Genomic DNA, 14,003 nt, shown 5'->3' with positions numbered 1-14,003 from the left:
GTAGGGGTAGGTCAACCGATCTCGAGATTGGCGATGACCGGCACCGGGCTGTCGGCGTACTTGCGGTGCGCACTGACCGAGATTCCGCCCGCGGTCGCGTGCGGCTTCTCCGACCGTACGGGCACCGTCGCAACCGTCTGGTCGTCGATCGTGACCACCACCTGCTCCGGGGTCACCGCTATCACCGCGTGGTAGGACGGCGCAGGCGGCAGCGGCCCTGCCGCGACGACGACGGGGGAGCGGTACCCCTGGCTGATGTGGTAGGCCTGGCTGCTAACGCTGAGCTGGACTTCGTGACGCGAATCGCCCACCAGCACAGTCAGTCCCGTCGTGGTGCCGTCTGCCGAGTGCGTGAAGGTGCCGATGTCGGCCGAGACGGTGTAGGTGTCCCACATCGAGCTTCGGTAGCGCGCGTACTGCAACGAAAGATCGCGGCCGGCGCCGGGGTCGAGGATCAGCTTGCCGTCGACGACGTTGACGCTGGCTGGCTGTCGTTCGGATGTCATCCACTCGCCGGTGTCCGACAGCGGCTGTGCGGCAGCGGGTTCCAGCGGACTGGCCGCGATCATCCGATCGGCGAGGATCTCCGGCGTCACATCGTAGGTCATGTCCATCCGCGCGATATTGCCTTGCGACTGATGATCGCTGGTGGTGACGGTGACCGCGTCGGCTTGGTCGAGCATGCCCGCGGCGTAGTTCGAGGTGACGAGATCTTGGAGGATTTCGGTACTTTCGGCGTCGTCTTGATGAGCGGAGAACGGGAACGCGAACAGCGTCGGCTCGGGCAGACCGTGCACGACGAACTGGTTCTTGCACTCTTTCAGGTCGGCCTCGACCCGCGCGCGGTATTCCTGGGAGGTCTCCACCCGGCGCTGTTCAGGCAGGTACTGCAGCGTGGTCAGGAACGGTCTGTTTTCGCCCTCGGCGCTGGCGGGGACTTGCACGTGCCCGAGGTGCGTGTGCGCCTCGAGGTCCCACCGCCCGCTGGCGTGCAGCCGGGTCAACTCGTCCCACGTCATGTAGTACGGGGCGTGGGTGCCGACGAAGCCGGTGATGACGAATGCCGTGGCGTGTTGATTGTGGCGGGCCAGAATCGGATCGGCATACTTCCATACGCCGCGGGCGCCGTCGTCAAATGTGATCATCACGCTGTGCGGCGGAAGCGGTGTCCCGCGCAGCCAGTCGCGGATCTGCGCACTGGTCAGCGTGGTCCATCCCGCGTCGTGGATGAGTTGCATGTGCGCGGCGAACGCCTCAGGGGTGACGGTGTATTTGTCGCCGTGATAGCCGATGTCGTGATAGGTCAACGCGATCGGCGGCGCCTGACTGCTGGTACTGGCGGCGGCGAGGCGGGCCGCCAGGACGGGATCGCTTGCCGCAACCTCGGTCTGGACCTGCTCGACGATGTTCAGGTGCGCAGCGGCCAGCGCGGCGGCATGGCGCCACTGCAGCGCGCCGGGCAACACCAGATACGCCGCGACGGCAACGATGAACGGCAGCCCCCACAGCGCCGCGCGCACACGCCTCATCGGGTTCCCCATTTCGAATCGCGGATGGTGGCCATCGCATACGGCAGTTGCAACACGAGGACGACGGTGTAGAACATCGTGAAGAAGATTCCCAGATACCAGCGCTTGTCCGGCTTGTTCATGCGGTAGTACAGGCCGTAGATGATGGCCATCGCCGCGACGCCGCCGAAATACCAGTAGGGCAGTTGGCTGATGAAGTGCGGTTGGACGACGAACGCCCGCAACACCACCTGCGGCGCAAGCAGCGGCAGAACGAGGCTCAGGCCGAACATCAGCACGGCCACCGGGTTCTTGCGGAACACCGCCCTCGCCGCCCGCGGCGCTTCCCGAAGCCAGCTCTTCTTCCACCGCAACTGCTGACGCAGGAACTGCTGGAGCCGCTCCGGGACATTGGTGTAGGCCTGCGCGTCGGGCGCATACAGCACCCGCCAATGGGGCAGCAGGAAGTTGGTCAGGCTGCGGTCGTCGCCGAAAGTGCTTGGCCGCCCGAGGAATCGCTGATTTAGCCAGGCGTCGAGGACGGGTTCGACGGCTTTGCGGCGATAGCCCGAGAAGCAGCCTGAGCAGCACATCACCGCCCCGAACAACGCTTCGGCCGACTTGTAGATCCGAAACGCGATGTAATACTGCATCGACTGCATCCGGGTCAGGATGTTGACATCCTTGTTGGCGACATCGGTATGGCCTGCGACCGCGCCGACCGTCGGGTCGGCGAAGTAGCGGACAAGCCGTTTGACGGCGCCGGCGCTGACGCGTGAGTCGGAGTCGATGAAGACCAGGATCTCGGCGTCGCCCGCGGCCGCGATCCCCGTGGCCATGGCGTGGCGCTTGCCGCGGTTGCGTTCCGACTCGATCACCACCAGCTCCGGGTGGGCGGCCGCGACCTCGTTGATCCGTTGCAGCGTGTCGTCGGTGGACTTGTCGTCGACGACCACAACGCGCAGCCGGTCGGCCGGATAATGGGCGCCCAGGCACGCGAGCAGCGTGCGGGCGATGTCGGGTTCGTTGTATGCGGGCACGATGATCGCCACGGTGGGGCGGTATGTCATCGCGGCGCTGGGCGGGGGCACGCGGTACAGCCAGGCCAGCACGAAGCGGGAGAAGATGAACGTCGTCACCACGATGCTGTAGACGGCCCAGAACGGGTCGCGCCGCAGGTTGTCGAAGCTGTCGATCTTCTGCACGCAGATCGTCAATACGATCGCGACGAGCGCGATGAGAAGCACTGCGCGAAGCGTGTTTTCGGATGCCCGGCGCGGCGTGTGCGGCTCGGCGTGCCGGGGCGGCGGGGCGGCGAGCAGTGTCATGAGATCCCTTCGCTGTGGTTCGCCGCGGCCACCGGTGGGCGGCGGTCAGATGACATGGCGTTGCTCGAGCTGCGTCATTCGGTATGTGCTGTCGAGCACCGCGGGCTGTTCGGCCAGCCAGTCGAGCTGCTCGCCGGGATGAATTGTGTGCACGATGACCAGATCCCACTGACACTCATCGGGTTTGGCGTGGCCGAGCAGTTCGTGCCCGTCCGGCGTGCGGAGAAGCTGAATCTCGGGGTCCGTGAAGCTGGTGTGCGCGCCCTCGGTGATCAGCCGGTCGAGGATGAGGAGCGCAGGCGACTCCCGCACGTCGGCCACACCGGGCTTGTAGGCGACTCCCACGACGAGGACCCGTGCGCCGCGCAACGGCTTTCCCCGGTCGGCGAGCACGCGGCGGGCCTCGTCGACGACATCGAGCGGCCTGCGCGAGATGGCGGTCATGGCCGACTCCATCACGGGCAACGACGTGCGTTGGGCGCGCAGCTGCCACAGCAGGTAGTGCGGATCGCACGGAATGCAGTGACCGCCGACTCCCGGCCCCGGATAGAACGGCATGAAGCCGTACGGCTTGGTGGCCGCCGCGCCGATGACCTCCATCACGTCGACGCTCAATTCGCGTGCCGCAGACGCGAATTCGTTGGCCAGTGCGATGTTGACGGCGCGAAACGAGTTCTCCACGAGTTTGGTCATCTCGGCGGCCTCCGGTGAGGAAACCATGTGGAGGACTGCCGCGGTGCGCCCGAGCACCTCGGCGGCCTTCGCGCTGCACTGTGCCGTCACGCCGCCGACGACGCGCGGTGTCATTTCGGGGCGATGCTCGTCGACGCCGGGATCGATACGCTCGGGGCTGAACGCCACGAAAACGTCGCGGCCGACGGCGAATCCGCGCGCCTGCAGCGGCTCGACCAGCATGTCGCGGGTGCAGCCCGGGTAGGTGGTGGACGTCAACACGATGGTCTGGCCGGCCTTCGCGTGCCGGACCACGGTGTCGCACGCGCCGCGCAGCGCGCCCAAGTCCGGCGTCAGGTGGTGGTCGACGGGCGTCGGCACGCAGATCAGCACCACGTCGGCGGCCGCCAGTTGCGCCGGCTCGGCCGTCAGCGTCAGCGCATCGGCGGCCAGTGCGTCATGCAGGCGGTGCACGTCACGGGGCAGCAGGTCGACCCGGCCGGACCGGATGGCGTGCAGCCGCGCTTCGCTGATGTCGAACCCGATGAGTTCGACGTCGTCGCCGGTGAGACTCAGCGCCGTCGGCAGTCCGACGTAGCCCAGTCCGACCACCGCGAAGGACATCGCGCGTGTTGACTGTCTCGACTGTTCTCCCCGTTCTGGCCTGTGAACACTTCTCGTGGCCGATGCCAGCTTCTCTTCAACCGGCACGTGCAGCCTCCTTCGATGGGCGGGCCTCGGTTTCAGCTCCGTTGCCGATAGCAACTAGATAGTTTGCTGAAATCGAAGTTACGGGTACGAAAATAACAGACCGTTTCACTTTCAAGTAGCTTTGTGACGTACCTCACTAGTTCGAATAGATTTCGCCGAAACATGTCGTATATGTCGCAACGGCAGAGATATAGCGATGTAGACGCTGACTTTTCGCCAAGCTAACCTTTTCACAGTAAATTTGCCAAATCTGCAGAATGATGTCGGAAACGCTGGTGTGACGTGCGATGATGCCTTCGTTGGCCCGATACGCCGCCTGGCCGCTATAGTTAACTCATTTCTGCCATCACAAGATGGCGATACCACAGGTGGGAGGCGCGAATGGCTCTATGTAGAGTCGCGGCCTCGGTTGCGGTCGCGTGCCTGGCAGCGTCAGGGTGCACGACCGCGACAGCGGCTCCCGCGCGCATCGCAGAGACGTTCATCGGACCCGACGGGCTGATCGCCGCGGAGGGCAAGCCCGCCGAAGACGACACCAATTGGGAAGTCACCAGCGGATCGCTGTTTCGGACCGCGGGCACCGGGTGGACGGGTCATCCCGACGCCGGCGACTTCCCAGGAGCGACCGGCTCGGCGGTCTTCCGCATGGTCTCGCGCAACCGTGGTTTCGACGATCTGGAAATGTCGGTCACGCTGCGTGTCGATGCGCTAGTGGAATCCCCGCGCACGCCGGCCCAGGACTACGACGGCGCCCATCTGTGGGTGCGGTACCGGTCGGATCGCGAGCTCTACGCGATCAGCGTCGACCGGCGCGACGCCACGATGATCATCAAAAAGAAGTGCCCCGGCGGCGACTCGAACGGCGGCACCTATTACGACCTCAGCCCGTCGAGACCGGATGCGCCGATCCCGCAGGGGCAGTGGCAGCACGTCACAGTGACCGTGGCTGACCTGCCGGACGGGACGGTGCATATCGCCGCCGTGCGCGACGGGATACCGGTCGAGGCCATCGACAGCGGTGTCGGCTGTCCCGCGCTGCACGGTGACGGCGGTGTGGGCATCCGCGGAGACAACGCCGAGATTCGGTTGGCCAGCGTCATCGTCGACCAGGTGTGAGCGCGCGCCCATTGCTTTCGGCGGGTGCCGAGAGGGCTAATGGTAGTCATGAAAATCGCAGTGATTGGGGCCAGCGGCCTGATCGGATCCAAGCTTGTTGAACTGCTGAAGGCGGACGGCCACGAGGTCGTCGCCGCGTCCCGCAACACCGGCGTCGACGTGTTGACCGGTCAGGGACTGGCCGACGCGCTCGCCGGGGCCGATGTCCTGATCGACGTGCTGAACTCACCGTCGTTCGAAGACGATCCGGTGATGGACTTCTTCACCACGGCGGCGAGCCACCTGGTGGAGGAGGCGAAGAAAGCCGGCGTCGGCCACTACGTCGCGCTGTCGATCGTCGGGGTGGACGGCCTTCCGGAAAGTGGCTACATGCGGGCCAAGTTCGCGCAGGAGAAGATCATCACCGAGTCAGGCCTGCCGTGCACGATCGTGCGCGCCACGCAGTTCTCCGAATTCACCGACCAGATCACCGACTCGCTGACCGTCGGAGACGAAGTGCGTGTTCCCGACGCGCTGATCCAGCCGATCGCGGCCGACCGGGTGGCCGAAGAGGTCGCCCGCGCCGCGCTTGCCGATCCGCTCAACGACTACGTGAATATCGGTGGGCCGGAGAAGATTTCGTTCGAGCAGATGGCCCGCGAATCGCTGGCCCGGCGCGGCGATGACAAATCGGTCGTCGTCGACCAGAACGCAAAGTACTTCGGGACGCCGTTGGAGCAGCGCAGCCTGGTCACCCCCGACTGAGCCCGGAGGCGTCGCGGCTACTTGATCTCGGCGAGCACCGTGCCCTGCGTGATGGCGGCGCCTGCCTCCACCGCCAGTCCGGTGATGGTGCCGTCCTTGTGGGCGGTGACGGGGTTCTCCATCTTCATCGCCTCCAGCACCACCACGAGATCGCCCGCACTGACCTGCTGGCCCTCCTCGACGGCGACCTTCACCACGGTGCCCTGCATCGGCGCGGTGACCGCGTCACCGGAGGCCGCGGCGCCCGTGTGCGAACCGCGCTTGCGGGGCTTGGGCTTCTTGCGGACGACACCGGGTGCGGCCGCACCGTTGCCGAGCGCCAGGTTGCCCGGCAACGAGACCTCGAGCCTGCGGCCGCCGACCTCCACAACGACGGTCTGCCGCGGGATCGTGTCGACCTCCTCGACCGGATCGCCGCCGGTGAACGGCTCGATCTTGTTGTCGAATTCGGTCTCGATCCAGCGGGTGTGCACCGCGAAGCCGTTCTCGTCGCCGACGAACGCGGGGTCGGACACGACCGCGCGGTGGAACGGGATGACGGTGGCCAGGCCCTCGACGGTGAACTCCTCAAGGGCCCGGCGCGCCCGCTCCAGCGCCTCCTGCCGGTTGGCGCCGGTGACGATCAATTTGGCCAGCATCGAGTCGAACTGCCCGCCGATCACCGAGCCGGTCTCCACGCCGGAATCCAGCCGCACGCCAGGGCCCGACGGTGGGGCGAACTTGGTGACCGGGCCGGGGGCGGGCAGGAAGCCACGGCCGGCGTCCTCGCCGTTGATGCGGAACTCGATGGAGTGGCCGCGGGGTTCGGGATCCTCGGTGATGTCGAGGCGCTCGCCGTTGGCGATGCGGAACTGCTGGCGGACCAGGTCGATGCCCGAGGTCTCCTCGGTCACCGGGTGCTCCACCTGAAGGCGGGTGTTGACCTCGAGGAACGAGATCAGCCCGTCCTGGCCGACCAGGTACTCGACGGTGCCCGCGCCGTAGTAGCCGGCCTCTTTGCAGATGCGCTTGGCGGACTCGTGGATCTCCTTGCGCTGCGCGTCGGTCAGGAACGGCGCGGGCGCCTCCTCGACCAGCTTCTGGAAGCGTCGCTGCAACGAGCAGTCGCGGGTGCCCGCCACGACCACGTTGCCGTGCTGGTCGGCGATCACCTGCGCCTCGACGTGGCGCGGCTTGTCGAGGTAGCGCTCGACGAAGCATTCGCCGCGGCCGAACGCGGCTACGGCCTCGCGCACCGCCGACTCGTACAGTTCGGGGATCTCCTCGATGCTGCGGGCCACCTTCATGCCGCGGCCGCCGCCGCCGAACGCCGCCTTGATCGCGACCGGCACGCCGTACTCCTTGGCGAACGCGACGACCTCGTCGGCGTCCTTGACGGGGTCGGCCGTGCCCGGAACCAGCGGTGCCTGGGCGCGCGCGGCGATGTGGCGTGCGGTGACCTTGTCGCCGAGATCGCGGATGGACTGTGGGCTCGGCCCGATCCAGATCAGCTCGGCGTCGATGACCGCCTGCGCGAAATCGGCGTTCTCCGAAAGAAATCCGTAACCCGGGTGGATGGCGTTCGCACCGGACTTCGCGGCGGCGTCGAGAATCTTGCCGAAGTCGAGGTATGACTCCGCCGACGTCTGACCGCCGAGGGCGAACGCTTCGTCGGCGAGCCGAACGTGAGGCGCGTCGGCGTCGGGTTCGGCGTACACGGCCACGCTCGGGATGCCGGCGTCCTTGGCGGCGCGGATCACCCGGACGGCGATCTCACCGCGATTGGCTACCAGCACTTTCTGGATGCGTGAGCTGGCGTGACTGGGCACTGCGCCTCCTGATCGACTTTCCGTCTTCGCGTTGTCTAAGAAACGTCTTTAAGAATGTAACCCGCGCAGTTTATGCGCCCACGCCGTGCCTAGGGCAATTGACCCTGGATAGCCGTCCGGCTAGCTGCGCTGCCGCAGCACTTTCTCAAGATCAGGTGGCGATCGTCACCGGCGCGGCGGGCAACCTGAGCGTGGATGGACCGGCCGCCCTCAGGGATCTCGCGCTGAAGTATGCGTCGGCGCTAACCAGGGCCCCTTACCGCAAGCGCTTCTTGATCCTGGCCAGCATCGCCGACATGCCGCGCAGCCGCAGCGGGCTGATCAGCGCCGCCAGCCCCAGCTCGGTGTAGAAGTCGTCGGGCACGGCCAAGATGTCGTCGGCCGGCTGGTTGTCGAGGCCCGCCGCCAGGATCGACGCGAAGCCGCGGGTCGTCGGCGCCTCGGGCGGCGCGCTGAAATACAGCCGCACATGCTCGCGGTCTTCGGCGTCGACGTGCAGAAACAGCGGCGACTGGCATTCCGGCACCGGCTCCATCGCCGCCTCTTCCAATTCGGCGGGCAGCGGCGGAAGCTCGCCTGCGAATTCCAGTAGCAGCTGGAGCTTGTCCTGGCCTTGCACCTCTTTGAAGTCGGAGACCACCTCGGCCAGCGCGGGTGGCATGCCGGTCATGACGACCCCGGTGCCTCGCCAGGTTCGGGCCCTGCCACCACGGGCACCCGCACCGTGTTGCCCCACTCGGTCCAGGAGCCGTCGTAGTTGCGCACGTTCGGCAGCCCCAGCAGATGGGTCAACACGAACCAGGTGTGGCTGGACCGTTCACCGATGCGGCAGTAGACGATGGTGTTGTCCTCGGGCTTGATGAAGCCGTAGAGCTCCTCGAGTTCCTCGCGGCTGCGGAACCGGCCGTTGTCCTGCGCGGCCTTGGCCCACGGAATCGACACGGCGGTGGGGATGTGGCCGCCGCGCAGCGCGCCTTCCTCGGGGTAGTCCGGCATGTGCGTGCGTTCGCCGGTGTACTCCTGCGGGGAACGCACGTCGATCAGCGGCGCCTTCCCGAGGCTGGCGAGGACGTCTTCCTTGAACGCGCGGATCAGCGCGTCGTTGCGCTCGACCACCGGATATCCCGTGGTCTGCTTGTTCGGGACCTCCAGCGTGGTTTCGCGGCCGTCGGAGATCCACAGATCGCGCCCGCCGTCGAGCAGCCGGACGTCGGGGTGGCCGAACAGGGTGAACACCCACAGCGCGTAGGCCGCCCACCAGTTGCTCTTGTCGCCGTAGATGACCACGGTGTCGTCGCGGGCGATGCCCTTGCGGTTCATCAGGTCGGCGAACTGCTCACCGTTGATGTAGTCGCGCACGTGCGGATCGTTGAGGTCCGTATGCCAGTCGATCTTCACCGCGCCGGGAATGTGGCCGGTGTCGTAGAGCAGCACATCTTCGTCGGATTCGACGACAGCCAGGCCGGGCCTGCCGAGGTTGCCCGAAAGCCAATCGGGGGTCACCAACCGCTCGGGGTGGGCGTAGCGGGCCAGGCTGGGATCGGGATCAGGAGGAAGTGGCACAACACCGAGCCTACAGCGGGTTGTCAGCCCACAGTTCGGCGATCGACACCCCTGCGCGGGCCAACAAGTCGCGCAGCGTTGGCAGCGACAGGCCCACCACATTCGACGGGTCGCCGTCGATACCGTCGACGAACCAGCCGCCCAGCCCGTCGATGGTGAAGCCGCCCGCCACGTGCAGCGACTCTCCGCTGGCCAGGTACGCCGTCAGGTCGGTCCCCGTCGGCTTGGCGAAATGAACTGTGGTGGCTCTCGATTGGGTCTGGCGGTGCGCGCCGGCGCCGTCATTCAATCGGATGACGCAGTGCCCGGTGTACAGCACGCCGGACCGGCCGCCCATCGCAAGCCATTGCTCACGGGCGTCTTCCACCGACGGGGGCTTACCCTGGAGCACGCCGTCGACGAAAAGCATTGAATCACAGCCCACCACAACGCAATTCGACCGCAGGGCGGCGTCGAGGCGGCCGGCGACGTCGTCGGCCTTGGCGGCGGCGAGCGCATTCGTCACGTCGGCGGGTGTGGCGGTAGGTCCCTGCGAGGCGATGACGGCGTCCTCGTCGACGCCCGAAACCTTGACGACAGGGTCAATTCCGGCCTGGCGCAGCACGGTTCGCCGTCCCGGCGAGGCGGAGGCCAGCACCAAGCGCGACATCGGCGAGTGTTCGCGGCTCAGCTACGCCGCATGTGCGTGCGCTCCCGCAGCGTGACCAGCTGCCAGCTGAACGGCTCGTAGCGAAGCTTGTCGACCGGATGGCCCCACCGGTTGATCTCCTGCGGGCCGGGCTCGACGACGCCCCCGGTCGCGGCGCTGAGCACCGCGACCAGCGCCGCGAGCTCGTCGGGGGTCGGTTCGCCCTTGAGGACGTTGATCTCGTCGACGGCCTGGCTGGCCGGCTGGTCGATAGTCATCTGCCGCGGGTCGCTGACCTCGGTGATGTGAGTTTCGTTGTGGCTCATGATAATCCGCTCCTCAGCCGCTTACAGCGGGATGTTGCCGTGCTTCTTCGGCGGCATCTGGGCGATCTTGCGTTCCAGCAGCCGCAGGGCGGTGGCCACATAGCCGCGGGTGTGCGAGGGCGGGATGACCGCGTCGACGTAGCCGCGCTCGGCGGCGATGTAGGGATTGACGAGGGTGTCCTCGTAGTCCTGCTGCAGCTCCAGCCGCAGGGCGTCGACGTCCTTGCCCTCCTTGGCGGCCTCCTTGAGCTGCTGGCGGTACACGAAGCCGACCGCGCCCGATGCGCCCATGACCGCGATCTGCGCCGTCGGCCAGGCCACGTTCACGTCGGCGCCCATCTCCTTGGAGCCCATGACGCAGTACGCGCCGCCGTAGGCCTTGCGGGTGATCACGGTGATCTTGGCGACGGTCGCCTCGCCGTAGGCGTACAGCAGCTTCGCGCCGCGCCGGATGATGCCGTTGTACTCCTGGTCGGTGCCCGGCAGGAAGCCGGGGACGTCGACCAGCATCACGATCGGGATGTTGAAGCAGTCGCAGGTCCGCACGAAGCGGGCGGCCTTCTCCGAGGCGTTGATGTCCAGGCAGCCGGCGAACTGAGTGGGCTGGTTGGCGACGATGCCGACCGGGCGGCCGTCGACGCGGCCGAAGCCGACGATGATGTTCGTCGCATAGCCCTGCTGGATCTCCAGGAACTCGTCGTCATCGAGGATGCGCGTGATGACCTCGTGCATGTCGTACGGCTGATTCGGCGAGTCGGGAATCAGCGTGTCGAGCTCGAGGTCCTCCTCGGTGAGGTTCTCTTCGATCGCGCCCTCAGGGATCTCGGCCGGGTAGCGCGGCGGCTCGGAGTAGTTGTTGCTCGGCAGGTAGGACAGCAGATCGCGGACGAAGTCGAACGCGTCCTGCTCGCCGGAGGCGACGTAATGCGCCAGGCCGGACTTGGCCATGTGGGTGTGCGCGCCGCCGAGCTCCTCCATCGTCACCTCTTCGCCGGTGACGGTCTTGATGACGTCCGGCCCGGTGATGAACATCTGGCTGGTCTGGTCGACCATGATCACGAAGTCGGTCAGCGCGGGGGAGTACACGTGGCCGCCCGCGGCCGCGCCCATGATCAGCGAGATCTGCGGGATGACGCCGGAGGCCTTGATGTTGTTGTGAAAGATGTTGCTGTACAGGCCGAGTGAGACGACCCCCTCCTGGATGCGGGCGCCGGCGCCGTCGTTGATGCCGATGAGCGGGCGGCCGGTCTTGATGGCCAGCTCCTGCACCTTGACGATCTTCTCGCCGTAGACCTCGCCGAGGCTGCCGCCGAACACCGTGGCGTCCTGGCTGAAGATGCAGACGTCGCGGCCGTCGATGGTGCCGTAGCCGGTGACCACGCCGTCGCCGAGCGGCCGGTTCTCCTGCATGCCGAAGTTCGTGCTGCGGTGCCGGGCCAGCGCGTCGAGTTCGACGAAGGAATCCTCATCGAGCAGCGCCAGGATGCGCTCGCGGGCCGTCAGCTTGCCCTTGGCGTGCACCTTCTCGACCGCGGCCTCGCCGACCGGGTGCAGGGCTTCCTCGGTCCGCCTGCGCAGATCGGCCAGCTTGCCCGCCGTGGTGTGAATGTCGATCGTGTGCTCGGCGGATGGCTCGGCCTTGTGGTCGGTCGTCGTCATGGTCGTCGATGCTATCGACATAGGGTCATCAGTGTGAAAAGCGGACCGTGGCGCATCGAACACGTCGAGGAGACCGGATCCACCAACGCCGACCTGCTGGCGCGGGCCGCCGCAGGTGAGGACATCGACGGCGTCGTGCTGACCGCCGACTCGCAGACCGCGGGCCGCGGCAGGCACGGCAGGAGCTGGTCGACCCCACCGAGGTCGCAGGTGGCGCTGTCGGCGGGCGTCGGCGTCGGCACCGTACCCAGCGAGGCGTGGGGCTGGCTGCCGCTGCTGACCGGCGTCGCGGTGGTCGACGCGGTCGCCGAGGTGGCTGGCGTGACAGCGGGGCTGAAGTGGCCCAACGACGTCGTGGTCGCAGACAAGGGCAAGCTGGCGGGCATTCTCGCCGAAGTGGCCGCGCCCGCCCCGGTTGTGGTGGTCGGCCTCGGGGTCAACGTCACCGAAGCGCCCGACCCGGCCGCCACGTCGCTGTCGCTGCTCGGTGCGACGGTCGACCGGACCGAGCTGGCCGAGGCCGTGTTGCGCCATCTGGCCGCCCGGGTGGACGCCTGGCGGGCGGCCGACGGCGCGGACGCCACGCTGGCCGCCGACTACCGGGCGCGCAGCGTCACGATCGGCAGTCAGGTGCGCGCCACGCTGCCAGGCGATCGCACGGTGTCCGGCGTCGCCTCCGACATCGACGACGCGGGCCGGTTACTGATCGACACCGGCGACGGGACCGAAACCGTCTCAGCGGGCGATATCACGCATCTGCGGGCAGCTAACCCATAAAGTTCGAAAGCGTGGGTTACCCGGATAACGTGCTGGCCGCCGACGAACAGGTGGTGTTGCACCGTCACCCGCACTGGAAGCGGCTGATCGGGCCCGCGCTGGTGCTGATCCTCAGCACGGCCGTCGCGGCGTTCGCCGCCGCGGTCGTCGACCAGCAGGACTGGGGCACCGCCAAGATGGTCGTGCAGCTGGTGATCCTGGCTGTCTGGCTGATCATCGTCGGCTGGCTGACGCTGTGGCCGTTCTTGAACTGGCTGACGACGCACTTCGTCATCACCGACCGGCGGGTGATGTTCCGCCACGGCCTGATCACCCGTGCTGGCATCGACATTCCGCTGGCCCGGATCAACAGCGTGGAGTTCCGGCACGGCCTGGTCGACCGCATGCTGCGCACGGGCACGCTGATCATCGAGTCGGCGTCACAGGACCCATTGGAATTCAACGACATTCCGCGAGTGGAGCGCGTCCACTCGCTGCTGTATCACGAAGTCTTCGACACGCTCGGCGGCGAGGAGTCCGACAGCCGGTCCTCCGGCAGGCGTTGACGGCGCCTGGCCCGCTGCAGCGGGGTCACGTTGGAGACGTGATGGGGGTGTTCGTGTACTTCCTCCATCGCCTCGGCCAGACCGCCGGCGGTGAACGTGGACTCGAACGCCTTGTCCGGGTTGCGGCCGAACTCGTCGGGGAAGACCCAGCGGCGGAACGCCCAGAACCGGAACGCCATCTGCAACAGGTTGCCAAGGATGTAGGCGGAGACGAAGTCGGCGATGTTCTCCGTCGTCAGCGACACCTCGGGCACCCGCAGGTGCAGCACGTAGCTGGAGAACCACAGCGGAGCCATCGACAGCAGCACCCCGACGCCACTGAACGCGAAGAACAGCAGCGCCTCGTGGTGGCGTTCACGGCCACCGCGGTCGCGGAAGCTCCATTCCCGGTTGAGGATGTAGGACGCGATTACCGCGACGATGCCGGCGATGATCTTGGCGGTGACAGGCTTGGGCTCCAGCACCGTCAGCTTCAGCGTGTAGAAGACCGCCGAGTCGATGACGAACGTCGTCGCGCCGACAATGGCGAACTTGATGAGCTCATGGTGCCGTTCGAAGTACGGCCGGATCGGGCTTGGCAGCCGCGCGATCGTGGCGTCGGTGAAGGACACGACACTG

Annotated in this window: 14 protein-coding genes; 4 read left to right on the top strand and 10 right to left on the bottom strand. The window is 66.9% G+C overall.

Going from position 1 to position 14,003, the window contains the following annotated elements; translation table 11 throughout:
• Nucleotides 1-11 precede the first annotated feature (11 nt).
• The 3 genes from CQY20_RS10755 to CQY20_RS10745 are packed head-to-tail and all read right to left on the bottom strand — an operon-like array spanning nt 12 to nt 4,132.
• Nucleotides 12-1,529: a polysaccharide deacetylase family protein gene (locus CQY20_RS10755; protein ID WP_163700777.1), complete on the bottom strand. Its 1,518-nt coding sequence runs from the start codon at nt 1,527-1,529 to the stop codon at nt 12-14.
• A complete protein-coding gene (locus CQY20_RS10750; RefSeq protein WP_097940065.1) occupies nt 1,526-2,836 on the bottom strand; it encodes a glycosyltransferase family 2 protein in 1,311 nt (436 codons plus the stop codon). Before CQY20_RS10750 ends, CQY20_RS10755 begins: the two co-directional genes overlap by 4 nt.
• A 45-nt stretch (nt 2,837-2,881) precedes the next feature.
• On the bottom strand, nt 2,882-4,132 hold the full coding sequence (locus CQY20_RS10745; RefSeq protein WP_097940064.1) for a nucleotide sugar dehydrogenase: 1,251 nt from the start codon (nt 4,130-4,132) through the stop codon (nt 2,882-2,884).
• A 468-nt stretch (nt 4,133-4,600) separates the two neighbouring features.
• Between CQY20_RS10745 and CQY20_RS10740 the strand changes: the two genes are divergently transcribed.
• A complete protein-coding gene (locus CQY20_RS10740; RefSeq protein ID WP_097940063.1) occupies nt 4,601-5,335 on the top strand; it encodes a hypothetical protein in 735 nt (244 codons plus the stop codon).
• 48 nt (nt 5,336-5,383) lie between these two features.
• A complete protein-coding gene (locus CQY20_RS10735; RefSeq protein WP_097940062.1) occupies nt 5,384-6,079 on the top strand; it encodes an SDR family oxidoreductase in 696 nt (231 codons plus the stop codon).
• A 17-nt stretch (nt 6,080-6,096) separates the two neighbouring features.
• Here the strand turns inward: CQY20_RS10735 and CQY20_RS10730 are convergent, their stop codons facing one another.
• The 6 genes from CQY20_RS10730 to CQY20_RS10705 form a co-directional block, all read right to left on the bottom strand.
• Complete coding sequence (locus CQY20_RS10730) at nt 6,097-7,887, bottom strand: acetyl-CoA carboxylase biotin carboxylase subunit (RefSeq protein ID WP_097940061.1); 1,791 nt, start codon at nt 7,885-7,887, stop codon at nt 6,097-6,099.
• A 256-nt stretch (nt 7,888-8,143) separates the two neighbouring features.
• A complete protein-coding gene (locus CQY20_RS10725) occupies nt 8,144-8,557 on the bottom strand; it encodes a SufE family protein (protein WP_097940060.1) in 414 nt (137 codons plus the stop codon).
• The gene (locus CQY20_RS10720) at nt 8,554-9,450 is read right to left on the bottom strand and encodes a sulfurtransferase (RefSeq protein ID WP_097940059.1); all 897 of its coding nucleotides are present in this window, start codon (nt 9,448-9,450) and stop codon (nt 8,554-8,556) included. Before CQY20_RS10720 ends, CQY20_RS10725 begins: the two co-directional genes overlap by 4 nt.
• A 10-nt stretch (nt 9,451-9,460) precedes the next feature.
• The gene (locus CQY20_RS10715) at nt 9,461-10,099 is read right to left on the bottom strand and encodes a Maf family protein (protein ID WP_097940058.1); all 639 of its coding nucleotides are present in this window, start codon (nt 10,097-10,099) and stop codon (nt 9,461-9,463) included.
• A 17-nt stretch (nt 10,100-10,116) separates the two neighbouring features.
• On the bottom strand, nt 10,117-10,404 hold the full coding sequence (locus CQY20_RS10710) for an acyl-CoA carboxylase epsilon subunit (RefSeq protein WP_097940057.1): 288 nt from the start codon (nt 10,402-10,404) through the stop codon (nt 10,117-10,119).
• Nucleotides 10,405-10,425: 21 nt separating this feature from the next.
• Complete coding sequence (locus CQY20_RS10705; protein ID WP_097940056.1) at nt 10,426-12,063, bottom strand: acyl-CoA carboxylase subunit beta; 1,638 nt, start codon at nt 12,061-12,063, stop codon at nt 10,426-10,428.
• Nucleotides 12,064-12,096: 33 nt separating this feature from the next.
• Between CQY20_RS10705 and CQY20_RS10700 the strand changes: the two genes are divergently transcribed.
• Both CQY20_RS10700 and CQY20_RS10695 read left to right on the top strand, forming a co-directional pair.
• Nucleotides 12,097-12,840 (top strand): biotin--[acetyl-CoA-carboxylase] ligase, encoded by a 744-nt coding sequence (locus CQY20_RS10700; RefSeq protein ID WP_234816188.1) that lies wholly within the window; start codon nt 12,097-12,099, stop codon nt 12,838-12,840.
• An 11-nt stretch (nt 12,841-12,851) separates the two neighbouring features.
• Nucleotides 12,852-13,385 carry a PH domain-containing protein gene (locus CQY20_RS10695; RefSeq protein WP_097940055.1) on the top strand — a complete coding sequence of 178 codons (534 nt, stop codon included), beginning with the start codon at nt 12,852-12,854 and terminating at the stop codon, nt 13,383-13,385.
• On the opposite strand, the gene CQY20_RS10690 is transcribed toward CQY20_RS10695, so the two are convergent.
• A complete protein-coding gene (locus CQY20_RS10690) occupies nt 13,322-13,996 on the bottom strand; it encodes a GtrA family protein (protein ID WP_097940054.1) in 675 nt (224 codons plus the stop codon). The two genes, CQY20_RS10695 and CQY20_RS10690, sit on opposite strands and share 64 nt — an antisense overlap.
• Nucleotides 13,997-14,003: the final 7 nt, after the last annotated feature.

It is taken from the genome of Mycolicibacterium agri, assembly GCF_002553505.1.
Lineage (GTDB): Bacteria > Actinomycetota > Actinomycetes > Mycobacteriales > Mycobacteriaceae > Mycobacterium > Mycobacterium agri.
The sequence above is the reverse complement of the archived record's forward strand: the minus strand, read 5'-3'. Positions and strand labels throughout refer to the sequence as shown.

What these genes read in the sequence shown, in the direction of transcription:
- CQY20_RS10755 (WP_163700777.1), bottom strand. Translation starts at nt 1,529, where the DNA reads ATGAGGCGTGTGCGCGCGGCGCTGTGGGGGCTGCCGTTCATCGTTGCC.
- CQY20_RS10750 (WP_097940065.1), bottom strand. Translation starts at nt 2,836, where the DNA reads ATGACACTGCTCGCCGCCCCGCCGCCCCGGCACGCCGAGCCGCACACG.
- CQY20_RS10745 (WP_097940064.1), bottom strand. Translation starts at nt 4,132, where the DNA reads ATGTCCTTCGCGGTGGTCGGACTGGGCTACGTCGGACTGCCGACGGCG.
- CQY20_RS10740 (WP_097940063.1), top strand. Translation starts at nt 4,601, where the DNA reads ATGGCTCTATGTAGAGTCGCGGCCTCGGTTGCGGTCGCGTGCCTGGCA.
- CQY20_RS10735 (WP_097940062.1), top strand. Translation starts at nt 5,384, where the DNA reads ATGAAAATCGCAGTGATTGGGGCCAGCGGCCTGATCGGATCCAAGCTT.
- CQY20_RS10725 (WP_097940060.1), bottom strand. Translation starts at nt 8,557, where the DNA reads ATGACCGGCATGCCACCCGCGCTGGCCGAGGTGGTCTCCGACTTCAAA.
- CQY20_RS10715 (WP_097940058.1), bottom strand. Translation starts at nt 10,099, where the DNA reads ATGTCGCGCTTGGTGCTGGCCTCCGCCTCGCCGGGACGGCGAACCGTG.
- CQY20_RS10710 (WP_097940057.1), bottom strand. Translation starts at nt 10,404, where the DNA reads ATGAGCCACAACGAAACTCACATCACCGAGGTCAGCGACCCGCGGCAG.
- CQY20_RS10705 (WP_097940056.1), bottom strand. Translation starts at nt 12,063, where the DNA reads ATGACGACGACCGACCACAAGGCCGAGCCATCCGCCGAGCACACGATC.